Source organism: Hymenobacter gelipurpurascens (assembly GCF_900187375.1).
In the GTDB taxonomy this organism is placed as follows: Bacteria; Bacteroidota; Bacteroidia; order Cytophagales; family Hymenobacteraceae; genus Hymenobacter; species Hymenobacter gelipurpurascens.
In genome coordinates, this window is the sequence record NZ_FYEW01000002.1 from 906,325 (window position 1) to 928,528 (window position 22,204).

A 22,204-nucleotide genomic window follows, 5' to 3' on the forward strand; every position below is an offset into this window, starting at 1 on the left:
TTGCTCATGGAAGAAACAAAACAGGTCCGCCCGCAGCTCTTAAACCGCGAATTAAGCTGGCTGGCCTTCAACCGCCGGGTATTGCAGGAAGCCCAGACCCCGGAAGTACCGCTGCTGGAACGCCTGAAGTTTCTGGCCATCTTCTCCAGCAACCTCGACGAATACTTCAAGGTGCGCGTGGCCACGCTGCGCCGCTTGGTAAAACTCAAAAAGAAAACCCGCGCCAAACTCGGCGAAGACCCCGTAGCGCAGCTCCACGATTTGCTGGCCGAAGTAGGCCGGCAGCAGCAGGAGTTCGGTGATACGTTTCGCAACGGCATTCTGCCGGAGCTGCGCCGCCAGCACATCCATCTGGTGTCGGAGCACGACCTGACGGAGGAGCAGCACGCTTGGGCAGTGGCCTACTTCCGCGAGAAGGTGCAGGACCTGCTTTCGCCCGTGATTCTGGACGAGAACCTGCACCACCTGTTCCTGCGCGACCAGAGCGTGTATCTCACCTTCTTCCTCTCGCAGCCTACCGAGAAAAAAAAGAAGCACGATGAGGAGCGCGTGCTGGTAATGGAGCTACCCACCAAGCGCCACGGTGGCCGCTTTGTGCAGCTGCCTACCCAAGGTGAAGAAAAATACGTGATGTTCCTAGATGACGTGATTCGCTGCGGCGCCTCGGAGCTGTTCCCGAAGTATAAGCAGGTGCAGGTGCACGCTATCAAGCTCTCCCGCGATGCCGAATTGGACATTCAGGAAGAGGTCTCCGGCAACATGCTGGCCAAGATCAAGAGCAGCTTACAGAAGCGCGAAACCGGCTATCCTGCCCGCCTGCTCTACGACCCTGCCATGCCCAAGGAAGTCCTGAAGGCCATTATGCAGAAGACCGGCATCGGGAAAGAGGAGCTGGTGGAAGGCAGCCGCTACCACAACTTCCGCGACTTCTTCGGTTTCCCGGACCTAGGCCTCCCGCATTTGCAGTATGCGGAGCAGCCGCCGCTGCCCCACCCCACGCTGCCGCGCACCGGCAAAATGCTGCCCGCCATTGCTGAGCGCGACCATCTGCTGCACCTGCCCTACCAATCCTTCGACTATGTAACACGCCTGATTCTGGAGGCCGCCCAGGACCCCTTGGTGAGCGGCATCAGTATCACGCTCTACCGGGTTTCGGGCAAGAGCGAGGTGGCCAAGGCCCTGCTGAAAGCCGCCAAAAACGGCAAGCAAGTAACGGTAGTAGTAGAGCTGAAGGCCCGCTTCGATGAGGAAAGCAACATGTTCTGGGCCGAGAAGCTGCAAAAAGCGGGTGCCAACGTCATTTTTGGCATTCCTGATCTGAAAGTGCACAGCAAGCTGCTGCTCATCACGCGCGCCGAGGAAGATCAGAACAAGCTGTATGCTTACCTGAGCACCGGCAACTTCAACGAGGTTACCAGCAATATTTACGCCGACCACGGCGTATTCACGGCCCACCCCGAGCTGACCCGCGAGATGGCCGAGGTGTTCCGCTACTTCCACGACCGCCAGGACAAAACCGGCCAATTCCATCATCTGCTGGTAGCGCCCTTCGAGCTGCGCGAGCGACTCAATGCCCTCATCGACCACGAAATTAAGCTGGCGAAGAAGGGCAAAGAGGCCTACATCATTCTCAAACTTAATGCCTTGCAGGATGAGCGCATGATCCTGAAGCTCTACGAGGCTAGCCAGGCCGGCGTGCGGGTGGAGCTGCTTATTCGGGGCATATCTTGCCTGATACCGGAGCTGGAAGGCCAGAGCGAGAACATCAGCCAGCGCGGCATGGTAGACCGCTACCTGGAGCACGCCCGCGTGTATGTATTCGGCAACGGCGGTGAGGAAAAGGTGTACGTAGCTTCTTCTGACTGGATGGCCCGCAACCTCGACCGGCGCGTAGAGGTAGCCTTCCCGATTCTGCAGGACGACCTGCGCGCCGAAGTGCGCCACCTACTGGACCTGCAGCGCCAGGACAACGTAAAATCGCGCGACTGCCACAACAACTTCATCGGCCGCGACGACGTGGAAGCCGGCAAGATTCAGGCCCAGGTAGAAACCTATCAGTATCTGAAAAAGCTCAGCACCAAGCGCCGCAAAGCCGCCCTTACCGCCGCCAAGCAGCCTAAGGTATAAGTAGCTAGTGGCCTAGAGAAGTTCAACAGGGAGTACCATAAGAGAACGTCATGTATCTGGTGCAATCGAGACATGACGTTCTGTTGGCAAGCTGGAGCCGTTGCGTTTCTATAGCCTAGGCCACTTTGTTGTGTCCCATCATCAGAAAAGCCCCTTCTTCCTGTGTCAGGCAGAAGGGGCTTTTACTTTTTCAGTGGCCTAGGCCACTATTGGGGTGCCAGTTTAGCGGCCGCCGGTAGTTTTATTCAGGAACTTGCGGGGAGGCACCAGAAATAGCTCGATGCTGGCGTAGGGCGCGCCGCCCAGCGTGTTCTGGATGATTTTGGGCCGGGTGCCGCTGCCAAAGGCAAACAACCCCCGCTTGTTTCCTTCTTCATCGAAGGCATTGAAGGAGTAGTTGTAGCGGTAGCCACCTTCCACCCCGAACCAGAGGAAATCGTAAATCTCGCGTTCCATGCGCAGCCTAAACTTCACTTCCGTTTCGCGCACAATCAGCGTCTGTAGGCCATTAGCTAGCTTTTCGCGCAGCTTGATGTTGTAGTTGAGGCCATCGACGGTGTAGCCCCCAAAGAGCAGCGTTTTGGGCGAGACATTGTAGCGGGCCGTTACGCGGGCCGGGAACAGCGCCTCTACGCCCCAGCGCGGGTTAAACGTGCGGTTGTACAGGATAACCGGGTACAGGCTCTGCCGCCCGAACGTGTAGCCCAGCTGTGCCCCCACACCCCAGGCAAAATTGGGAGTACGCTTCCAGCCATAAATAAACTCGCCCGACATCTTCAGGTAGTCCGGAATGGTCAGCTCCGAGGAAGTGTAGTCGCCGTTCAGCTCGCCCTTGATGCGGGCAATGTACCAGTGCACCTCATCAACAGGCCGAATTACGGCCACCTGCGTGCCGATGGTCTTCAGGCCTTTATCCTCAAGGTTGCGGTAGAAAACGGAGTTTTCGGGGTTCTTGAACTGGAACTCCTCCCGGTCGTAGTTGATGCCCAGCACTACTTTCAGGTGCGGATGATTCCAGACCGGAATGTAGCCTTTGATAAATGCCCGGCGGTTTTTGGTGACGGTAGTGCTGGCTTTCGTGCCTGGCTCCCGGTCATTGATATCGGAGTTGACCTTGAAATCAGACAAGCTCTCCAGGTGCGCTACCAGGCCTTTGCTAGGCCCCATACCCAGCACGCTGGGCACGGCAAACTCCTTGTCGCGGCCTACCCGGTTTGCGGAGGCGGTATCCCCGGGTAAGGGAGCAGCCGGCGGATATACGGGCGGCGTGGTGGGTGTCACCTGGGCCTGTGCCGCCAGCGTACCTACCAGCAGTCCGGCGGTAGCCAGCGGCCGGGTCAGGCGTCCAATCAGCGTCGAGAATAGAGTCATGAGGGAAGGGGGATAAAAGCAAAAAGACGTCAGGCTAGCCTTAACGTCTTTTTGAAAAAAAGGATGAGGAAGGAAGTGGTGAAGTAGGGAGATGGTGAGTTTGACGTTCGACTGGCCTAGAGGCGTGGCAGGCCAGTTCTAGGCCAGTCGAACGTCAAACTCACCATATCACCTAGAACAGGAAGTCAAACCCAACAAACACGAGCTTCTCCTCGCCTACTGAGTACGTGGCGTTGATGACGGCCTGCTTCAATACATCTATCCACACACCGCCACCCACTGCCGTGTGCAGGGACTTGATGCCGGTTTGGGTATCGTATTGCGAGTACACCCGGGCGGCATCGGCCAGGCCCAGAATACCAAACTTGCCGGGCACCAGGTACGCATTGAAGCTGAAGAGCTGGATGCGTACCTCGGCGTTGGCATACACGGAGCTGCGGCCGGCGTAGCGCGTGCGGCGGTAGCCGCGCAGGTTGGTGGTGCCGCCCAGCGTGTTGGCCTGGTAAAAGCGGTAGTCGCCGAGGTTGCGGGCAGCTCCAATGCGGCCGGCCCAGGTGAGCTGGAACGGGAAATTGGGCGAGAGGTAGAAACGGGCCTCCGTAGCCAGGCGGCCATACTGCAGCTTTTCGCCGTTGAGCTGGTAGTTATACTCCGCCGAGTTGTAGAAGCGTAGGCCTATGCGTGGGTTCTTTGGCGAGGAACTGGCATCGAGGCTCAGGTAGGCTTTACCACCGAGGTAGCGGTTCAGGCCAAAATCGGAAGCCCGAATGCCCACGGCAGAAGTGCCCTCGCGGCCGTTGCCACTGGCATCGAGGCCGGCCCCAATTTCGCTACCAATCTGGTCACGCTCAATCCGGAACTGGTCGTACTGAGGGCCAAAGCCAAACTTAAGGAAGCTGAACAGGCTCTTCTCCAGCATAGGCGCCACATATAGGCGCGAGAACCGGATGCGGTACGTGTCGTTTATGTCGCGGGCACGGGCGCCCTCATCATTGGCCAGCACGTTGCGGGTATCGTTACCGATGCCGAAGTAGTTGTAGAGCAGCTGCGGGCCATAGAGCTGGGCCGTTACTCGCAGGTCCAGGTTGCCTAGCACATCCACGAAGTGGCCTAGATAGCGCACATTGTAGGCACTCTGCGAAGGCGAGTAGTTGGCGGCTAGGCTTTGCTCGGTGGCGTAGGGGTCTTTGCGGAAGCCGTAGGTGCGGTACACAGCGCCGCCGCCCACAAACAGGCGGTCATCAATGTTGTAGCCGAAATAAGCCGTGGGGCCGAAATAGTTGAGCGTGTAGTCTTTGCGGTCGGTGCGGGTATGCACGTCGTAGCGGCTCACATCAATGCCGGGCTCCAAGCGCAGGCGTGCGTCTTTGCCCGCCGAGATGACGTTGCTGGTATCCGCATCGTAAATCTGGAGCTTGTGGCTGATGCCCGACACGTTGGAGCGGTCCGTGATGCTGTCCTTATCCGTACCACCGATGATGCGGATCTTGGCACCTTTCTTCACGTCGCCTTTCACGTCGTACACATCCTCACCGGCAAAGCCGTAGAGGCGGATTTCCTTCGTGACCTTATTGTCAAAGGTGCGGTCGAAGAGAATCTTGGTCAGCTCACCTTCCTTATTGATTTTCTGCACGGTTACGTGCGTCTTATCGTCGGGCAGGCGCTCTACTACAAACTTCTCGCGCTTCTTGGAGCCTTTCACCTCCGTCACGCTGCTCACCATGGTATAGTAGTCGGCGGCTACTTCGGGCAGCAGGTCGCGGCGGCTTTTCAGCTTGGCAATAATCTCGGGGCCATGCAGGTCATAGATCTGCTTAGGCCACCTTTCCCGGAAAGATTTCTCAATTACTTCGTCGGTGAGAGCGGCTTTCAGCTCCTCTGCTTCTTTCACCCACTGCTCCTTGGTCACGGAGGCCAGGTACACCCGGTCGTTGCTGAGAGCCGTCAGGTTCAGGCCTTTCCAGTCGGCGTAATCCTTCCCGAAGTTCTGAAAGTTCCGGATGGCCCACTTGCGCGAGGCAATGTAGGGCAGCACCCCATCACCCTTGAAGAAGGCAATGTCGCGGTCTTCGGGTACAGCCGTGAATTTCCGGTCGCCATCCTTGTCCTTTTTCTCGGCCCAGCGCCACTGGTCCTCGTGCCGGTCCCAGTCGCCAATCCACATATCGAAGAGGCGGGAGCGGGCAAAAGCTTTTTCATTGACGCGGTTATCGTTGTCGTCCGTAATGCGCTCAAACACTTTGTCGGTGCCCACCAGGTTTTTGGCGTTGCCCAGGGAGGCCACGTCGCTCTGGTCATCTTTAGCATCTTCCTCAATAGCGCCCGGCGTGTTGGCAAAGCGCGGCAGGTACTGGCCTAGCAGGGGGTCCTGCGGAATGTAGCGCAGCTCGGGGTTGGTGTGCAGAATCTCGGCAGCTTCGGCCAGGGGTGGTATCACCAACGAGCCCAAGGGGTGCTGAGCCGAAATCTGATCCTGCAGAATATCAGCGGCGGCACCTTCGCGCAGGGCCTCGGGCAGTACTGCCGAAGGATCTTTGTTGAGGCTGCGGATGGTGAAGTTGCGGCCTTCCTCGTTGCGCACTTTTAGGGAGGCTGTCTGTTTGCCGCCCCCAATTTTGTAGGGCGTTAGGCCACCTTTCTCGGTGGCCATATCCAGCACCGGAAATGTAATTGGGGTAGCCCACTCCTTGCGGTAATGGTCGCCGAACAGGAAGCGGTGGAATTTGCCAGTTTCGGCGTACTCCGGATGAATGGCCGTGGTAATGGTACTGTCGCGGAAATCAGGACGCTTTATATTCTGCGTTTCCGTGGCCGCGGCTACCTGCGCCGTTTGCAGGGCATACATGGGGGTGCGGAACACGCGGCGGCCGGTTTCGCCCTTGCCTTCCGGAATAAAGTACTCCACCCACACCTGGCCATCCTGGTAGTAGTTCACGCGGGCAAAGCCCTTCTCCTTATCGGAGAACAGCGCGTCGCCACCGTCGCCGGGCTTCACGTGCTGGGTTTTGCAGCCCGAGCCGCTCACGATGTGGTTGAGGTTGCCTTCCTTGAAAAACTGCAGGTTGTGCTCGTGGCCGGCGGCATACACTACGTTGGGGTATTTCTGGAAAATCTCCATCATACCCTTCTTGTAGGCCTGGTACATAGGGTGCGCAATATCCTGGCTTACCCCGCCGTACTTGCGTGCAAAGGGGTAAATACTGCCGATGATGGGCAGCGGCAGAAACGCATACTTATAGACGATGGACAGCGGGAAGAAATGGTCGCCCAGGGTGAAGTAGCCGCCATGAATGCCATCGGAGAACAACGGGTGGTGGGCCACCACCATGATGTTCTTGTCTTTGTTGCGGGCAATAATGTCTTCGAGCTGGGTGAAGAAGTCCGTTTCGTTGGCTACGCCGCAGCCGCTGTTGGAGCCATAGGGCCGCTCGCCGGTAGTCTGCAGAAACCACTGCGAGTTCACGGCAATCATCACCACATCATCCTGGAGGCGCACCTCAAACGGGCCGGGGCAGGCATCGCGCGGAATGAAAAAGTCGCCGGTGTAGGCAAATGCCGCCGAGTCCTTGGTCATGTAGTTTTCCACGAAGCGCTGCTCGCGGTTTACCTGCTCTACGCTCCCATTCAGGCCCTGCTTCCAGTCGTGGTTGCCGGGAATCATGTATTTCTCGCCGGCGTAGTTGCGCAGAATATCCAGCTGATCGGTGATGCGCTTCTCCGAAACCTTGCGGTCGTAGGCATTTTCCTGGGGCATGCCATACTCGTAGATATTATCGCCGAGGTAAATGGTCGTGCTCTTGATGCCGGCGGCCAGAATCTGCTTGCGCAGGTAGTTCAGAGATGGTTCACCGCCTTCCTCGCTGGCAATGGGCTTCCCCACATCCCCGATCAGGAAAATAGAATACCGAATGCTGGTGCTATCCGGGGGCGTTTTCGCCTCCCAGTTTTCGCCTCCATTGCGGTAGTTAGGCCGGGTAGGGTGTGGGGCCTGTTCGGGCTTCTGGGCTACTGCAACAGGAAGGGTAAGGCCACCAGCCAGGAGCGTAAGCAGGCTGCAGGACAGAAAAAGTCTTCTCATACTAAGCGAGAGAGTAAACAAAAAAGGATCGAAGTCCTGTTATTCCAGATGATTAACAAGCTGCACAGAACAGAGTTGCCGCAAGTACGGTAAACTTACCGGCCCTCTCTACCGCGCGCAAATGCAGAACAGGGGGTGCCTGCCCTACGCAAATTGACTAGGTTCGGTTCAGCTTGTGGGGGGCAAAACCTGAACCGCGCAGCTACGTTCTAAGCCGGCGGGGTCTGCTGGCCGGCGCTTTTTTCTTACTTTCCGCTACATGGAAACCACTCCGACGCTCAAACCCGCTAAGGCCGAAATTGTAAAAAAGGCTAAAGCATTCATTACGCAACTGTTCGCTGAGCAGCTGCCCGCCACCCTTGTCTATCACTCGCCCAAGCACACGGCCATAGTTGTGAAAGAAGCCAAGGCGCTAGGCGAAGCGGCCGGCCTGAACGAAGCCGACCTCGAAATTCTGACGCTGGCAGCCTGGTTTCATGACGCAGGCTACATCAGCACTTACGACGGCCACGAATACCGCAGTATGGAGCTGGCGGAGCAGTGGCTCACGGAGCAGGGCTATCCTCAGGAGCGCATTGCGGTGATAAAAGACATCATCCGGTCTACGCACCGCGACGAGCAGCGCGAAACAGAACTGCAGAAGCTCCTCGTGGACGCCGACATGAGCAATCTGGGTCGTGACGACTTTTTCTCCAATGCCGAGCTCTTGCGCACGGAATGGGAAACGACGCTGGGCAAAACCTACTCAAACACGGAGTGGGCCGAAACGCAGCTTAATTTCTTATTAGGCTCCAAATACTACACGGATGAGGCCAAGGAGCGCTACAAAGAGCAGTTTAAGGCCAATATAAAGGAGCAGCGCAAAAAGCTGAAGAAAACCGACAAGAAGAGCAAGCAAAAGCTGGAAGACGCCGAAGCTACCTTCGCGGAGCCTAAGCGGGGCATCGAAACGATGTTCCGGACGATGTACAGCAACCACATGAAGCTCTCGGACATGGCCGACAAAAAGGCCAACATGATGATCAGCCTGAATGCGGTGCTTATGTCTCTGATCATCACGTATTTCGGCGCCAAGCTAGGCAGTAAGTCGGCGGCTCTGAGCAACGTAGGCCTGTTACGAAACCCGGTTATCACTATCCCGATGAGTATTCTGCTCATTACGGCCCTTGGCTCGGTAGTGACGGCCATTTTGTGCGCTCAGCCCGATGTCACGAGCTTTAAGTGGCTCAAGCGTAGCCCCCAGATAGCTACCAACCGCCGTGTGAACCTGCTGTTCTTCGGTAATTTCAGCAAGCTCAGCCTCGATGATTTCCAAAGCGGCATGACTGAGATTATGCGCCAGAAAGATGCCCTCTACACCAACATGGTCACGGATATCTACTACCTCGGCGACGTACTTACGCGCAAATACCGGCTGCTGCGCCTGAGCTATACCATCTTCATGGTGGGCCTCATTCTCACGGCGCTATCGTTTGGCATTGTTCTGCTGTACAAGTCTTAAGTGGTGAAATAGGCCGTTCGGGAAGTGGCCTAGAGGCGCTATCATTGGGAGCGGAGCGAAGCACCCGCAGGACAGCGCAGCTACTCTTTCCTTGTCGTAAGCAGTACGTCTGATGAAACTAAAAAGCCCTTACTCCTCTGTGGAAGTAAGGGCTTTTCTGTAGGCCAGTAGTTGGTTCGACTGGTAGGAAGGATTAGCTGCGCTGTCCTGCGGGTGCTTCGTCCTTCGTCCTCGCAATGAAAAACTAGCCTAGGGCACTTCAATAACTCACCACCTCACCTTCTCTCGCAGAGAGCCGCCAGGCGGCGCAGGGAGTGGCCTAGGAAGCGGTGCACGCGGTTGAGCTGGCCGAAGCGGATGAGGCGGTGGCGGCTGGCAATGTGGCCATAGCGGAATTCTATGGTCAGGAGGCAGGTGCTGTCGTTTATGGTATCAATGAAATAGAACAGCAAGGCGTTGGGGAAAAGGCGGAAGTGCGAAATCTTCTCCACATACTCCAGCCGGTCGTCGGCATCCTGAAACCGCTGCACCGCCTGGAAGTCAATCTGCCCCCGAAACACATCCACCTTGTAGCTGGTACCCAAGCGGCCGGCCTTCGTGACATCGTACTGCACGGCCGTGGCGCCTTCCATCCAGCGGGGGCGCAGCCGAAAGTTGCTGAGTACGCGCAGCACGTAGGAAGCCGGCCGATGAATAGCCTGGCGCACCTTCAGCACCCGGCCCCGGCCCGGCACAGCGTCGGTTTCGGGCTGGTTAAGCAACAAGCGCAACGGCGAGAGATGGGCGTAGCGGTAAGCCACTTCGCCCAGGTACTCGTAGTGCGTGGAGCCATGGAGCAGGCGCGTCCAGGAGAAGCTACGGGCCAGATCGGCGGGCGTCTGAGTTCTCAAGTAGCCCTCCGAGAGCAGGATGTACTCCGAGCCCGTCACGTTGTTTTTGAGCAAGCGGTGCACTACAATCACGTCGCGCCCCATCAGTTTGGTGTACTCCCGGATCTGGACTATGCTCACCCGGCCGTAATGCACAATGATTTTGAGCGTGAGCACATACTCGGCCAGCGCCGCGCTGAGTTCCGAGCTGGTATCGCGCTCCACCAGGCGCAAGTAGTTCTGAAAATCGAGGTAGATGCGGCGGCACTGCTGCACCAACTCCTGGGCCGATGGCGGCGACCCCAACCGGTAGAACAGCACCGCATCGCCCTGAATCTCGTTTACCTGCAGCCCCAGAATGTTGGCTTCGATGAGGATTTCCAGCAAATCGGCCACCAGAAAAGGAGCCTGTGGGCTGCCCGATTCTTCAATAAACTGCGTGAAACCGCTGATATCGGGAATGAACAGGAGCGCGGGCACCATGCCATCTGCTTCCGCCTCCGGGGTCCGGACGCGGCCGGTACCAATGGCCCGACGCGCGGCGAGCACATCATCCAACAAGCCCATGCACTAGATATAAGAGAGAGGTTAAGGGAAAGGAAGATATAGCCGCAGGCAAGGTACGGCTGGTGGCCTACATGTTTGGGCAACCCGGCCTTTCGCCGTAGCTTTGTTTAGCCTTCCGGGCCTGGCTGCGTAGTTCAACGGATAGAATAGGCGTTTCCTAAACGCTTGATATGGGTTCGATTCCCGTCGCGGCTACTGAGGTGAATAGGTGAAGTGGTGAGTTTGCTGTTCTATAGGCGACGATTGCGCAAATGGCGTGGTCTAGGCCAGTCGAACAGCAAACTCACCACTTCACCTTTTCACTGTATAAGCCCTTGGCTGACGGCATAGCGGATGAGGGCCGCCGTGTTGCGGGCCTTGGTTTTCTCAATGATATTCTGGCGGTGCGTTTCCACGGTGCGCTTGCTGGTGAAGAGCTTATCGGCTATTTCGGCATTGGTGAGGCCCTGGGCCAGCAGCTGCAGAATCTCCATTTCCCTGCCCGAAAGTTCTCCCAGCTTCCGCTCGGCCACGGGAGTACAAGCAGAGCGCGCTACCAGCCGTTGCATAATCATCAGGCTCAGCTCGGTGCACAGAAACTTCTGGCCCGCTGCCACCGCCCGGATTCCGTAGACGATTTCAATTCCTTCGGCGTTTTTCAGCACATAACCGGCGGCCCCGGCCTGTAGCATGCGGTGCACGTAGTGTTCATTATCGAGCATAGACAGCACCAGCACGCGCACCTGCGGAAACTGCTCCTGCAGCAGGGGCATGGCCGCAAAACCGTCCAGAATGGGCATATTGATGTCCATCAGCACCACATCGGCAGGGGTGGCAGCCAGTAGCTCCAGTAGTTCTTGTCCGTTGTTAGCGCCTCCCACCACTTCCATATCGGCTTCCTGCGAAAGCAAAGCGCGCATTCCGTCGCGCAGGATGGTGTGGTCATCGGCCAACAGTACCCGAATCATATTAGTAGAAATGCTAAAATCAGTTTTTGCTGTCGTTGCCCAGCAAGATAGCAGGGCATTCAGATAGGTACTACGAAACTACCGGCAGTTAGGTAAACCGGTGGCTGCTTCGGGCCGCTCCCTGTCGGCGGCGGGGCACATTGCCAGCCTGTTGCGCCGAAGAAACAGGCTGGCCGGTTTGGTAGTGGGTTTGGCGAGTTTGCTGACTTCTAGGCCACCCTAAATCATATAACAACCTGGCAGCTAAAATCCGTATACAGGCCTAGACAAAAGCGCATTCTCCCTGACTTACAGGCTGATGCACTTTTTTCAGCTTTGACAATCCGCCCTTTTAGCTCCCCACCCATGGAAGTCTATCGTGAAATCCTGCCCCAAAGCTATCTGCTGATCTTAACGGACTCTGAGCCGAAAGACCTGACGCCCCTGTCCTACGCCCTGCGGCTGGCCAGCCGTAGCGGCAAATCCAACATCTGGATTGATTGCAGCCACGTAACGAAGATGCCTTTCTCGGTGCTGCGGGTGCTGGTCCGCTACTACCGCCGTCTGCTGGCGCGCAATGTATCCTTGGTGTTATGCCACGTAGGCGATGCCGCGCATCAGCAAATGGCCAAGCTGGCTACCGCAGACCGTCCGCCAGTAATGCCCTCTTTGCTGGATGCGGAGCAGTACTGCAAGTCGCCACACCGGATTCTGCACCGCACGGCCGCCTAGGCCAGTAGGCTGCTACAGCAGCCCAGCCAACCCGCTAATGGTGAGAGCCACCACGGCCGTATTGAACCCAAACGACAGTAGCCCGTGCACCAGCACCACCCGCCGGATAAGGCGGTCCGATACGCCCACATCAGCCGTCTGGGCGGTCATGCCGATAGTAAAGGAGAAGTAGGCAAAGTCGAGGTAGTCGGGCTCCGGGTCGTTGCCCGGAAACTCTAGGCCACCTTCCCGGCGGCTGGCATCGGTATCATAGAATAAGTGGGCGTAGCGTAGCGTAAATAGCGTGTGCACCAGCAGCCAGGCCGTGAGCACGCCCAACACGCCTGTAACTACATGCGGCAACAGCAGGGCATCGTGGGCCTTTCGCATGGAAGAAAGTAGCAGAACCACCGCTACCAAACTCACGCCGGAAAGCAACAGCACGAAGCCAAACGAAAGCACGCGGCCGGGGTCTTCGCGGGTGGCAATGCGACGGATGTGGCCTACGTTAGCGGTCAGGATAATGGCCCAGGTGATGAGCAGCGTGCTGACGGCAAACCCGTCCCAGGCCGTGAGCAACCGCATGAGCGTAGGCCAGGCATCGGGCGTCAGGAGGTACAGGCCCAGCGCCGGCAACACCCCGATAGACAGGCGCTTCCAGGTTGATAACAAGGCTAGGCGGTGAAGCCCCGCAGCATGCGGGACAGGAGCAGAAGTGGCCATAGCATCGACGGAATGAAATATTCTGCGTAAGCTACGGCGTCTCAACTGTTGCGCACATGAATTCTGCTCCGCTTTCCGGCCTCTACGCTCCTTCGCTTAGCCTCCTCACCGATCTTTACCAGGTTACCATGGCCTACGGCTACTGGCAGCAGGGCATGCAGGACCGCGAGGCCGTGTTTCACCTCTACTTCCGCCGCCCACCCTTTGATGGCGGCTACGCCGTGTGCGCCGGACTGGCCTACGCCGCCGACTGGCTCGAAAATCTGCGTTTTTCTGAAGACGACCTCACGTATCTCGGTAGCCTAAAAAGTACGAAAGGCGCCGCCATGTTCCCGCAGGAGTTCCTCGACTACCTGCGCGACCTGAAGTTCACTTGCGACATGGATGCCATTGCCGAAGGCACTGTGGTTTTTGCCAATGAGCCCCTGATTCGGGTGCAAGGCCCGCTGCTACAGGCGCAGCTCGTGGAAACGGCCTTGCTCACGCTCGTCAACTTCCAGACGTTGGTAGCCACCAAAGCCGCCCGCATCCGGGAGGCCGCCGGCTCCGACACGGTGCTGGAGTTTGGTTTGCGCCGCGCGCAGGGCTTTGATGGAGGCCTATCGGCTAGTCGTGCTGCCTATTTGGGTGGGGTTGATGCTACTTCAAACGTGCTGGCGGGGCAGCGCTTTAACATTCCGGTGAAAGGCACCCACGCCCACAGCTGGGTCATGGCGTTTGACGATGAGCCCGAAGCCTTTGCCGCTTATGCCAAGGCCTTCCCCGATGACTCCGTATTTCTGGTGGATACCTACGACACGCTGGAAGGGGTGCGCCACGCCATTAAAGTAGCCCGCGAAATGCGCGCCAACGGCCACGAGCTGAGCGGCATCCGCCTCGATTCCGGCGACCTGGCCTACCTCAGCCGCGAGGCCCGTGCCCTGCTCAATGAGGCCGGCTTCCCCAACGTCCGCATTGTGGCCAGCAACGACCTCGAGGAAAACCTCATCACCAGCCTTAAGTCGCAAGGTGCCAAAATCGATACCTGGGGCATCGGCACGCAACTCGTAACCGCCTACGACCAGCCGGCCTTAGGCGGAGTGTATAAAATGGCCGCCCTGCGCAAACCCGACGATTCCGGCTGGGACTTCACTATTAAGCTCTCGGAGCAGCTGGCCAAAACCAGCATCCCCGGCATCCTGCAGGTGCGCCGCTACGAAACCGATAAAGGCCAGCCCCGCGCCGATATGCTCTACAACACCGCCGAGCCACTTCCAGAAAATTTAATCCTAGTAGATCCGCTGGATGCCACCCGCCGCCGCCCCGTGCGCCCTGATGCTGCGTACCGGGAGCTGCTAGAACCCATCTTCCGCCGCGGAAAGCTCGTGCATGCGTTGCCTACCCTAGAAGAAAGCCGCAAGCGCGCCCACCGCGAAGTCCTCAGCCTCGACCCCAGTATCCGCCGCTTCCTCAACCCACACACGTATCCCGTAGGCCTAGAGGAAACACTCAACACCTTCCGCACCAACCTGATTCTGGAGAAAAGGCCGCTACGGCTGGCGTAGGAAAGCAAAGGAGGACCTAATGTTAGGTCCTCCTTTGCTTTGAATTAAGATGCTACCCAAACTTCTTCCAAAGCTTGGGTAGCATCTTTGGCAACTGACTTTCAGTCCAGTCTTCGCCTTTCGTGACCGAGCCCGAATCGTAATCTAGGCCACGGGCAGCAGCCACTTCTCTGGGAAAGCTATCGTCTTCCTCTTTCTTGCCCGTTTGCTTTTTGAAGGCACATGTGGCGACGTACAATAACTCTTCAAAGTCTTGGTACGGAGCCTCTAGCACAGCAGCAAGCGTATCGGGCTTATCAATTGCAGCTCTGAATACTTCATCCCCTTGCCCAACCAGCCAGCAGCGGAAGTACAGATACGTGTCGTCGGAGACGTAGCCATCTATAATTTTTTGAGCAGCCATGATGCCGAAGTCATCAGCTTCTATCAACAACTCACATAGAATACACTCGAAATCGATAATCTCCTCCGGCCCAAATATTTGTAGGCTGCTGATCAGTTTCTTCTCTTGAAGAGCTTGGTCGCCATTCGAAGCTTTTTTGGCGGAATCTATTAGCTGCCAGAACTCTTTTTTATCCATTTTCAATGTACTGCTAGTGTGGGGCTAAATACGGCATAACTCTGCACACTGCCAGCCAAAGGCTATACCTCCTATACCTGTAGCTGTAGTTACTTTTGCCCTGTGTTCGTTGTACTAGCTACTCAACCGCCGCAGACCGCTTTTATAGGCCACTGCGGCTCCAACTCTTACTGATCATGTCAACCCTAAAATTCAAAACCAGCATCAACTGCGCCAACTGCGTGCGTGCCGTTACGCCCTTCCTCGATGCCGAAGCCAGCGTGGAGAAGTGGAACGTGGATACCACTAGCGCCGAGAAGATTCTCACTGTAGAAGGCGAGAACCCCATTCCCGAACTGATTATGAAATCCGTGGCACAAGCCGGATTTGATATTGAGCCGGTGGCCGCGTAAGGAGCAGAGAACTGCTTAAACTTAAAAAAGCCCGTCATGCTGAGCTTGCCGAAGCATCTCTACCGAACGATATGGCGTGGTAGAGATGCTTCGGCAAGCTCAGCATGACGGGCTTTTTTGCTCTCAGCAATAGGCCTAGCCTTCGTAGGCCAGTTCACCAGCACCTACGCGCAACATCACACCGGGCTCCTGGGTAATGCGGCCAGCTACCTGGGCCTGGTAGCCGTGGTTGCGCAGGGTTTCGGCTACGGCTTCGGCTTGCGCTTCATCCGTTACGAGAAGCATGCCGTTGCCCATGTTCCAGTATAGATAAGCCTCCGTCGGCGTGATGCCGGCCAGTTCGGCCAATTGCTGCATGGCGGGCAGCGGCTCGAAGAGGTTGGTCAGCTCAGCGCCTACCCCGTTTTTGAGGACGCGCTTGAAGTTGTCGGCAATGCCGCCGCCAGTGATGTGCGCGGCCGCGTGCAACGGTAGGCCCGCATCCAGCACCGCTGCCACACCGGGCGAGAAGATGAGCGAAGGCGCTAGCATTACGTCACCCCAGGTCTGGCCCATTTCGGCGGCATCGGAGCCGGTGTAGGGGGCCGTGTGCCAGGCCTCGCCGAACGCTTTGGTGAGGGCACGACGGGCCAGAGAATACCCGTTGGAGCGGAAGGAAGGCGAACGAAGCGCCACCACAGCCTGCCCGGCCCGTACGTTGGCGCCGCTCAGAGGGCGCTCCAGGCTGGGGTGCAGCACACCCACGGCCGTAGAGCACCAGTTGAAGTTCATTTTGGCGCCGGGGTAGCCGCCGATGCGGTTGCCTAGCTCGGCAATTTCGCCGCCCGTCACGGCAATCTGGCTGAACTGCGCTGCGTCGTGCAGGCCGCGCATCAGCTCATCAACCACCTCATAGTTGAGCGTGTTCACATCGATGATGTTCGACAGATTGGTAGGGATGAAGCCCGCCACTACTAAGTCGTCGGCCACCATGGCAATCAGGTCGTAGCCCAGAGTGTCGTAGCGGTCTGTGCGTTCTGCAACCTCGATTTTGGTGCCGATACCATCCGAGCCAATGCCCAGCCGCTCCGCGCCAAACCGAATTTCATTGGAGAAGCCGCCCGCTAAGTCCTGTGCTGGCTCGCCGGGTTTGCCGGCGCGGGTCGAGAAGGTTTTCTGCGCCCAGTTGTAGGCATTTTTGGAGGCCGCGTTGCCTTCTTCAATGGAATAGCCAGCAGTTTCTTTGAGGTCGGATGACATGCGTCGTCGGGTTTCTGTATGCATTTAACGTCATGTCGAGCTTGTCGAGACATCTCGCGTGCTGACGTAGGATTACTGTGGCAATATCAGCACGCGAGATGTCTCGACAAGCTCGACATGACGGGCTGTTGCTATTGCAGTCAGTGGTTGGTTAATGTTCTGTTGGCTCGGGAGCTTTGGCACTGACGGAGGTGGCTGGCGTGTGCGCGTCGCTTTTCTTGTCGTGGCGGTGGCTCTGACGCTCCTCCTGAATATGGCGCAAATACTTGGTCACGTCGCCGGTGGGGTACTTGCCGGTGAAGCAGGCGAAGCAGCTGCCGCCGTGGCCTTTGTCCTCTGCAAACAGCTCCTGTAGGTCCTCAATCGACTGATAGATAACCTTGTCGGCCTCAATGTATTTGCAAATTTCCTCCTCGGTGTAGTTGGCCGCAATCAGCTCGGTGCTCATGGCCATATCAATACCATAGATGCAGGGCGCAATGATGGGCGGCGCGCTGCTGATGAAATACACCTCGGCGGCCCCAGCCTCGCGCAGGATGCGCACAATACGCCGTGAGGTGGTACCGCGCACAATGCTGTCATCGACTACGGCAATCTTTTTGCCCTCCACAAACTCCCGGATGGGGTTCAGCTTCTTCTTCACGATGTCTTCGCGGCCCGCCTGGCTGCTCACAATGAAGGAGCGGCCCATGTGGTTATTCTTGACCATGGCGCGGCGGTAAGGCACGCCAATGGCCTCCGCCAGGCCAGAGGCCGAGAAGTAGCCAGACGATGGCACATCAATCACCATATCCGGCTGAATACCCGACTCGATAACCTTGCGCGCCAGCATCTTGCCTAAGCGCACCCGCTCCCGAGCCACCAGGCGGCCGTGGATAGTGGAATCCTCCCGAGCAAAGTAGATGTGCTCGAACACGCAAAACGCCTTGGGCAGGGCGTACGGGTTCTTGTAGTGCACCTTGAAGTCCTTATCAATAAATACCGCTTGCCCGGGGCCTACGTTCTTGATGAACTCGAAGCCTAGGTAATCGAAACAAGTGCTTTCGGAGGCGAAGGCGTAGATGGGACCCTTCTCGGTTTCGCGGCGGCCTAGCACCAAGGGGCGGATACCCAATGGGTCGTTGAAGGCCAGCAGGCCGTGCCCGGCAATGACGGTAATAGTGGCGTAGGCCCCTTTCACCAGCTCCTGGGTCGTTTCAACGGCATCGAAGATGTCGACTACCGAGAGGGCATCGAGGTTCTTCAGGCGCAGCTCCGAGGCGAAGGTGTACATGATCAGCTCCAAGTCGTTGCTGGTTTTGGGCAGCACGTGGTACTTCTCATGCAGGCGTTTAGCAGCCGAGCGGAAGTTGATGACGTTACCGTTGTGCACCATGGCCAGCCCGAAGGGGTAGCTGGTAGTGAACGGCTGGGCCAGCTCGGCATCATTGGAGCCTTGGGTGGTGTAGCGGGCGTGGCCGATGCCAATATTGCCCTTCAGCTTCTTGAGCTCCTTCTTGCGAAACACATCGGAAATCAGACCGTTGCCTTTGCAGAGATGAAAATTATCGTCGAAGGTGGCTATGCCGGCCGCATCCTGGCCACGGTGCTGGAGCGCCGTCAGACCAAATACGATGTCGTGGGCGACGTCATCGGGGCCGTAAAAACCTACTATTCCGCACATGGGAAGTATCGAGAAGTGGTAGTGAGCAGTAAGGCCCGCTACCGGGGTGGTGAGTGTAACCCCAACGAAGCACAAGGCCCCGGTGAGTTGACGAGGATAAGTGGCCTAGCCCGCAGCTACATCTCCTCGCGAAGAAGAACCAGCAGAAACAGGCAGCAGAGGATCGGAGGTGGTTGCTAAAACGGCGGCCGCAGCTACCGTTTCGGGGTGATGTGGCAGCTCGCCTCGAATGAAGCGGGCTAGTGTGTCGGCGTATAGAAAGTGCTCCACGGCCAGGCCGCGACGCTCTACTTCTGCTAGGGTGTCAGCGCCCTGCAAGTCAACGCAATGCTGCGCCAGAACAGGGCCGGTATCCAGGCCCTCATCAACCAAGTGAACCGTTATTTTGGTTTCCGGCAACTGATTTTCAAAGGCCCACTCATAGGCGTGCAGACCCTGGTGCTGATGGGTGTCGGCAGGATGAATGTTGATAATGCGCCCCGCAAACGCCCGAATAAACGTGGGCGACAGGATACGCATGTAGCCGGCCAGCACCACGTAGTCGGGCTGGTAGCGGTTCAGCACCTCCACAACCTCCGCATCGTACTCGGCTCTTTTGCGGCCTTGGCTGTTGAGGCTAGCCGTGGGGCACCCTAGGCCAGCCGCCGTTTCTAGGCCAGGTGCATCGGGCTTGTTGCTGAAGACCACGGCTATTTCGGCTAGCTCATGCAACACGCCAAACTGCACAGCGTGTACCAGGGCCACCATGTTGGAGCCCCGGCCCGACAATAAGATTGCCAGGCGCTGCTTACGGATGCTATGTTTACCAGTTTCCTGCAAGGCTAGGTTCCGGCCGCTGGCCGATATCGGTACGGATGTATATATCCTTGAATTTAACTCTTTCTACCTCCCGATACACATGATTTACAGCATCTTCCAGCTCATCACCATGGCCTACGAGTACCATTACCCGGCCGCCGCTGGTCACCAACTGCCCGTCGTCGTGGCGGCGAGTAGCGCCGTGGAAGGCCAGAATGCTAGGGTGCAACTGATCTAGGCCAGTAATTGGAAAGCCGGTGGGGAAGTTAGCGGCTGGGTAGCCTCCCGAAGCCAGAACCACGCCCACATAATACCCGCGGCGCTGCCGCACCACCGTTTGCTGTAGCCGGCCATCCAGCGTTGCTTCAATGAGCTCCAGTAAGCTGCTTTCCAGGGCGGGCAGCAATACTTCCGCCTCAGGGTCGCCGAGGCGGACGTTGTATTCCAACAGCTTCGGGCCCTGGGGCGTGAGCATGATGCCGAAGTACAGGAAGCCCTTAAAGTCGAACTGCTCGTTTTGTAGGCCACGTAGGGTAGGATCTACGATGCTGGTGCGAATGGCGGCCAAGATATTATCGTCGCAGAACGGCACGGGGCAATAAGCGCCCATGCCACCGGTGTTAGGGCCTTTGTCGCCGGCCAGCAGCTGCTTATGGTCCTGAGAAGGCGCCAGCAGCCGCACGCGGTTGCCATCCGTCACGCCGATGATGCTGATTTCGGGGCCGGTCAGTTTTTCTTCCAGCAGGAAGCTAAACCAGCCGGTGTGCTGCTGTTGCAAATCATCCAGCGCGGCCTGTGCTTCCTCTATGGAGGAGCACACATATACGCCTTTGCCAGCCGCCAAGCCATCAAACTTCACCACTACCTGTCCGTCCAGCTCGGTGGCTTTAGCGCGGGCTTCGTCCAGCTTGTCGCTCCGGTATTTCCACGACATGGCCGTGGCTACCCCGTGCCGGCGCATAAAGTCCTTCGACCACACCTTGGAGCTTTCCAGCATAGCCCCCGCCCTACCCGGACCAAACACCCGGATATCGGAACCAGCGAAATGGTCCACTACGCCCGCCGCTAGCGGAGCTTCCGGCCCGACCACAATCAGCTTTACGCCGTTGGCTTCACAAAAGCCTTGAACGGCCGGAAAGTCGGTAGCGCTGATTTCGGGGTGACTGTTGGGGATGCCGGCGTTGCCGGGCAACACGTGCACGGTGGCGCCGTCGCGGGTTAGCTTCCACGCCATAGCGTGTTCACGGGCCCCGCCGCCGAGGAGTACGATCGTTTTATTCGAAGAACTAGTCATGAGAGAGTAACTCGGCTGCGTCAGTAGGTGTCAGAAATTTGCCGAAGCAGGCAGAATGGTCACGGCCGATGTATTGCCCGTAGTTGGCGCGGCGCTGATAGTGGTTTTTGGTGTAAAATCGGCAGGCTTCCGTATTAGCTACCCGCGTTTCGAGCCACAGCTCGGTGTAGCCAGCCTGTCGGGCTTCGGCTTCCAGTTGCTGTAATACCGCTTCCCCTATTCCCTGCCGGGAATACTTGGCAAACATGCGCTTCACTTCACCAACGCTATCAGCCAGGGGCCGCACTGCGCCGCAGCCTGCGGTTTTGCCATCCTGCCGGGCTAGTAGGAATATGTAGCGAGGGTCATCCTGCCGCCACTCCGTAAACGAAGCCCGCCCGTCGCTGCCGAAGCGCGCACCCAGCTGCTCCGACAGAGCGTCAAGCAAGGGCTGCGCTTCCATCGCCTGGGGCGAGGAAACTTCGAGCTGTATGGTGGCAGTGGTTGGCACAAGTCAGATATGGCTTAGCTGATGTCGTCAATGGAAGATATCAGCCCGTCGGCAAACTGGAAAACAGATTTGCCCTGCAATTGTAGCGTGTCGCCCGGCTTCAAACCGTTTGGAAACTCGATGGCCGCCACGCCGGTGTAGTCAATTAACACTTCCACACGGTTGTCGGCTACTTGCCAATCGGTGATGCGTTGCTCCCGCTGGGAGAAGTACTGCTTGGCTTGCTCGGCCTGCTGACGGAAGCTTTCCTTACCGTTGGTTGTCATATTGACTTCATCACCAGAGGTGTTGCGGAACACCACATCCTCGTGCAGTGGCGCTAGCATACTGGTCACATCAAAGCGGTTGTACGCTTCGATATAATCGGTTACTAGCTTTTTAGCCTGCGAGAATTCCATTTCAGATGGCTTCTTTCATGATGCCGGCACGCACGAGGTTGTCCACAAGGCGGGCTCGTACGTCGCCGGTAGTTTCGTTGCTGATGGGCAGTGGGCTGCCCGTGATACGCTCGAAGATATCGAGGTAGCGGCGGGTGGCTTCGGCGGAAACTTCGGGGGTGAGGGCGCGGGGATACTGGCCGTCCTGCTTGTTGGCAATCAGCCACTGGCGCACGTACTCTTTATCCATCTGCTCTACGGCCTCGGGGTTCTTGACGTAGTCCTCGGCGCTCCAGAACCGCGACGAGTCGGGTGTGTGGATTTCGTCAATCAGAATCAGCTCCCCATCCAGCAAACCAAACTCATACTTAGTATCCACGAGGATGATGCCGCGTTCAGCCATCCACTTCGAAGCGAAGTTGAACAGCTCCAGCGACTTCACCCGCATCTTCTCGTACAGCCCCGCCGACACCCAGCCTTCCGACACCAAGTTCTCCGGCGTAATCTCGCGGTCCGATTCCTCCTTGGTGGTCGGCGTCACGATGGGCTCGGGGAACTGCTGGTGCTTGGTCAGGCCGTCCGGCACCGTTACGCCCGAGAACGTACGCTGGCCCTGCTGATAGCCGCGCCACATAGAGCCCGTGAGGTAGTTTCGCACTACCATCTCTACCCGAATCGGCTCGGCTTCCTTCGCTAGTGTCACGTTTGGGTCGAGCAACGAAATCACGTGGTTCGGGATGATGTGCTTGGTCTTGTCGAACCAGAAAGCGGCCAGCCCGTTCAGCACCGCGCCTTTGTGGGCCACGGGCGTTTCCAGCACCGAGTCAAACGCCGAGAGGCGGTCGGTTACCACGATGAGCCGCTCACCGGAAGGGGCGCGGTACGAGTCACGAACTTTGCCGCGGTGCAGGAGTTCGAGCTGAGGGGTATCGAAGTGGTTGAGGGTGTTCATAC

At 57.6% G+C, this 22,204-nt stretch carries 18 protein-coding genes and 1 tRNA gene; 6 read left to right on the forward strand and 13 right to left on the reverse strand.

From position 1 onward, the window contains the following. Positions 1-6: 6 nt before the first annotated feature. Positions 7-2,127, forward strand: a complete 2,121-nt coding sequence (gene ppk1, locus CFT68_RS15655; RefSeq protein ID WP_088844470.1) for a polyphosphate kinase 1 — start codon at positions 7-9, stop codon at positions 2,125-2,127. Between the two features lie 222 nt (positions 2,128-2,349). Here ppk1 and CFT68_RS15660 read toward each other — a convergent pair whose 3' ends face one another. Together CFT68_RS15660 and CFT68_RS15665 are read right to left on the reverse strand one after the other, a co-directional pair. Then, positions 2,350-3,498: a DUF6268 family outer membrane beta-barrel protein gene (locus tag CFT68_RS15660; protein ID WP_088844471.1), complete on the reverse strand. Its 1,149-nt coding sequence runs from the start codon at positions 3,496-3,498 to the stop codon at positions 2,350-2,352. A gap of 172 nt (positions 3,499-3,670) precedes the next feature. Next, positions 3,671-7,576: a BamA/TamA family outer membrane protein gene (locus CFT68_RS15665; protein WP_088844472.1), complete on the reverse strand. Its 3,906-nt coding sequence runs from the start codon at positions 7,574-7,576 to the stop codon at positions 3,671-3,673. 259 nt (positions 7,577-7,835) lie between these two features. On the opposite strand from CFT68_RS15665, the gene CFT68_RS15670 reads away from it, so the two are divergent. Next, on the forward strand, positions 7,836-9,077 hold the full coding sequence (locus CFT68_RS15670) for a Pycsar system effector family protein (RefSeq protein WP_088844473.1): 1,242 nt from the start codon (positions 7,836-7,838) through the stop codon (positions 9,075-9,077). Between the two features lie 275 nt (positions 9,078-9,352). Here the strand turns inward: CFT68_RS15670 and CFT68_RS15675 are convergent, their stop codons facing one another. Continuing rightward, positions 9,353-10,513 (reverse strand): DUF2652 domain-containing protein, encoded by a 1,161-nt coding sequence (locus CFT68_RS15675; protein ID WP_088844474.1) that lies wholly within the window; start codon positions 10,511-10,513, stop codon positions 9,353-9,355. 123 nt (positions 10,514-10,636) lie between these two features. Here CFT68_RS15675 and CFT68_RS15680 point away from each other — a divergent pair. Next, a tRNA-Arg gene (locus CFT68_RS15680) sits at positions 10,637-10,708 on the forward strand. A gap of 104 nt (positions 10,709-10,812) precedes the next feature. Here CFT68_RS15680 and CFT68_RS15685 read toward each other — a convergent pair. Next, complete coding sequence (locus tag CFT68_RS15685; RefSeq protein WP_088844475.1) at positions 10,813-11,460, reverse strand: response regulator transcription factor; 648 nt, start codon at positions 11,458-11,460, stop codon at positions 10,813-10,815. Between the two features lie 345 nt (positions 11,461-11,805). Here CFT68_RS15685 and CFT68_RS15690 point away from each other — a divergent pair, with 345 nt between their 5' ends. Then, positions 11,806-12,171 (forward strand): STAS domain-containing protein, encoded by a 366-nt coding sequence (locus tag CFT68_RS15690; protein ID WP_088844476.1) that lies wholly within the window; start codon positions 11,806-11,808, stop codon positions 12,169-12,171. 12 nt (positions 12,172-12,183) lie between these two features. Here CFT68_RS15690 and CFT68_RS15695 read toward each other — a convergent pair whose 3' ends face one another. Further along, the gene (locus tag CFT68_RS15695; protein ID WP_088844477.1) at positions 12,184-12,873 is read right to left on the reverse strand and encodes a DUF1345 domain-containing protein; all 690 of its coding nucleotides are present in this window, start codon (positions 12,871-12,873) and stop codon (positions 12,184-12,186) included. A gap of 56 nt (positions 12,874-12,929) precedes the next feature. On the opposite strand from CFT68_RS15695, the gene CFT68_RS15700 reads away from it, so the two are divergent. Further along, positions 12,930-14,417, forward strand: coding sequence for a nicotinate phosphoribosyltransferase (locus CFT68_RS15700; protein ID WP_088844478.1), 1,488 nt, complete (start codon positions 12,930-12,932; stop codon positions 14,415-14,417). A 52-nt stretch (positions 14,418-14,469) separates the two neighbouring features. Here the strand turns inward: CFT68_RS15700 and CFT68_RS15705 are convergent, their stop codons facing one another. Beyond that, complete coding sequence (locus CFT68_RS15705; protein ID WP_088844479.1) at positions 14,470-14,997, reverse strand: DUF4240 domain-containing protein; 528 nt, start codon at positions 14,995-14,997, stop codon at positions 14,470-14,472. 176 nt (positions 14,998-15,173) lie between these two features. Here CFT68_RS15705 and CFT68_RS15710 point away from each other — a divergent pair, with 176 nt between their 5' ends. Then, positions 15,174-15,389 carry a heavy-metal-associated domain-containing protein gene (locus tag CFT68_RS15710; protein ID WP_088844480.1) on the forward strand — a complete coding sequence of 72 codons (216 nt, stop codon included), beginning with the start codon at positions 15,174-15,176 and terminating at the stop codon, positions 15,387-15,389. A 135-nt stretch (positions 15,390-15,524) separates the two neighbouring features. Here CFT68_RS15710 and CFT68_RS15715 read toward each other — a convergent pair whose 3' ends face one another. From CFT68_RS15715 to CFT68_RS15745, 7 genes are all read right to left on the reverse strand, one after another. Then, positions 15,525-16,628 (reverse strand): AIR synthase-related protein, encoded by a 1,104-nt coding sequence (locus tag CFT68_RS15715; protein WP_170934823.1) that lies wholly within the window; start codon positions 16,626-16,628, stop codon positions 15,525-15,527. A gap of 151 nt (positions 16,629-16,779) precedes the next feature. Next, positions 16,780-18,291 carry an amidophosphoribosyltransferase gene (purF, locus tag CFT68_RS15720; RefSeq protein WP_088844482.1) on the reverse strand — a complete coding sequence of 504 codons (1,512 nt, stop codon included), beginning with the start codon at positions 18,289-18,291 and terminating at the stop codon, positions 16,780-16,782. A 105-nt stretch (positions 18,292-18,396) separates the two neighbouring features. Continuing rightward, the gene (purN, locus tag CFT68_RS15725; protein WP_245815411.1) at positions 18,397-19,110 is read right to left on the reverse strand and encodes a phosphoribosylglycinamide formyltransferase; all 714 of its coding nucleotides are present in this window, start codon (positions 19,108-19,110) and stop codon (positions 18,397-18,399) included. After that, positions 19,094-20,383, reverse strand: a complete 1,290-nt coding sequence (purD, locus tag CFT68_RS15730) for a phosphoribosylamine--glycine ligase (protein ID WP_088844484.1) — start codon at positions 20,381-20,383, stop codon at positions 19,094-19,096. Before purD ends, purN begins: the two co-directional genes overlap by 17 nt. Continuing rightward, complete coding sequence (locus CFT68_RS15735; protein WP_212590422.1) at positions 20,376-20,873, reverse strand: GNAT family N-acetyltransferase; 498 nt, start codon at positions 20,871-20,873, stop codon at positions 20,376-20,378. The genes purD and CFT68_RS15735 overlap by 8 nt, the downstream gene beginning before the upstream one ends. A gap of 14 nt (positions 20,874-20,887) precedes the next feature. Continuing rightward, on the reverse strand, positions 20,888-21,271 hold the full coding sequence (locus tag CFT68_RS15740) for a nuclear transport factor 2 family protein (RefSeq protein WP_088844486.1): 384 nt from the start codon (positions 21,269-21,271) through the stop codon (positions 20,888-20,890). A gap of 1 nt (position 21,272) precedes the next feature. Then, positions 21,273-22,202: a phosphoribosylaminoimidazolesuccinocarboxamide synthase gene (locus tag CFT68_RS15745; protein ID WP_088844487.1), complete on the reverse strand. Its 930-nt coding sequence runs from the start codon at positions 22,200-22,202 to the stop codon at positions 21,273-21,275. Positions 22,203-22,204 lie beyond the last annotated feature (2 nt).

Bases quoted from the DNA above. Each gene is read 5' to 3' on its own strand.
- CFT68_RS15685 (WP_088844475.1), bottom strand. From the start codon at position 11,460: ATGATTCGGGTACTGTTGGCCGATGACCACACCATCCTGCGCGACGGA.
- CFT68_RS15705 (WP_088844479.1), bottom strand. From the start codon at position 14,997: ATGGATAAAAAAGAGTTCTGGCAGCTAATAGATTCCGCCAAAAAAGCT.
- CFT68_RS15715 (WP_170934823.1), bottom strand. From the start codon at position 16,628: ATGTCATCCGACCTCAAAGAAACTGCTGGCTATTCCATTGAAGAAGGC.
- CFT68_RS15700 (WP_088844478.1), top strand. From the start codon at position 12,930: ATGAATTCTGCTCCGCTTTCCGGCCTCTACGCTCCTTCGCTTAGCCTC.
- CFT68_RS15670 (WP_088844473.1), top strand. From the start codon at position 7,836: ATGGAAACCACTCCGACGCTCAAACCCGCTAAGGCCGAAATTGTAAAA.
- CFT68_RS15665 (WP_088844472.1), bottom strand. From the start codon at position 7,576: ATGAGAAGACTTTTTCTGTCCTGCAGCCTGCTTACGCTCCTGGCTGGT.
- purD (WP_088844484.1), bottom strand. From the start codon at position 20,383: ATGACTAGTTCTTCGAATAAAACGATCGTACTCCTCGGCGGCGGGGCC.
- CFT68_RS15675 (WP_088844474.1), bottom strand. From the start codon at position 10,513: ATGGGCTTGTTGGATGATGTGCTCGCCGCGCGTCGGGCCATTGGTACC.
- ppk1 (WP_088844470.1), top strand. From the start codon at position 7: ATGGAAGAAACAAAACAGGTCCGCCCGCAGCTCTTAAACCGCGAATTA.
- CFT68_RS15695 (WP_088844477.1), bottom strand. From the start codon at position 12,873: ATGGCCACTTCTGCTCCTGTCCCGCATGCTGCGGGGCTTCACCGCCTA.
- purF (WP_088844482.1), bottom strand. From the start codon at position 18,291: ATGTGCGGAATAGTAGGTTTTTACGGCCCCGATGACGTCGCCCACGAC.
- CFT68_RS15660 (WP_088844471.1), bottom strand. From the start codon at position 3,498: ATGACTCTATTCTCGACGCTGATTGGACGCCTGACCCGGCCGCTGGCT.
- CFT68_RS15690 (WP_088844476.1), top strand. From the start codon at position 11,806: ATGGAAGTCTATCGTGAAATCCTGCCCCAAAGCTATCTGCTGATCTTA.
- CFT68_RS15710 (WP_088844480.1), top strand. From the start codon at position 15,174: ATGTCAACCCTAAAATTCAAAACCAGCATCAACTGCGCCAACTGCGTG.
- CFT68_RS15745 (WP_088844487.1), bottom strand. From the start codon at position 22,202: ATGAACACCCTCAACCACTTCGATACCCCTCAGCTCGAACTCCTGCAC.
- CFT68_RS15740 (WP_088844486.1), bottom strand. From the start codon at position 21,271: ATGGAATTCTCGCAGGCTAAAAAGCTAGTAACCGATTATATCGAAGCG.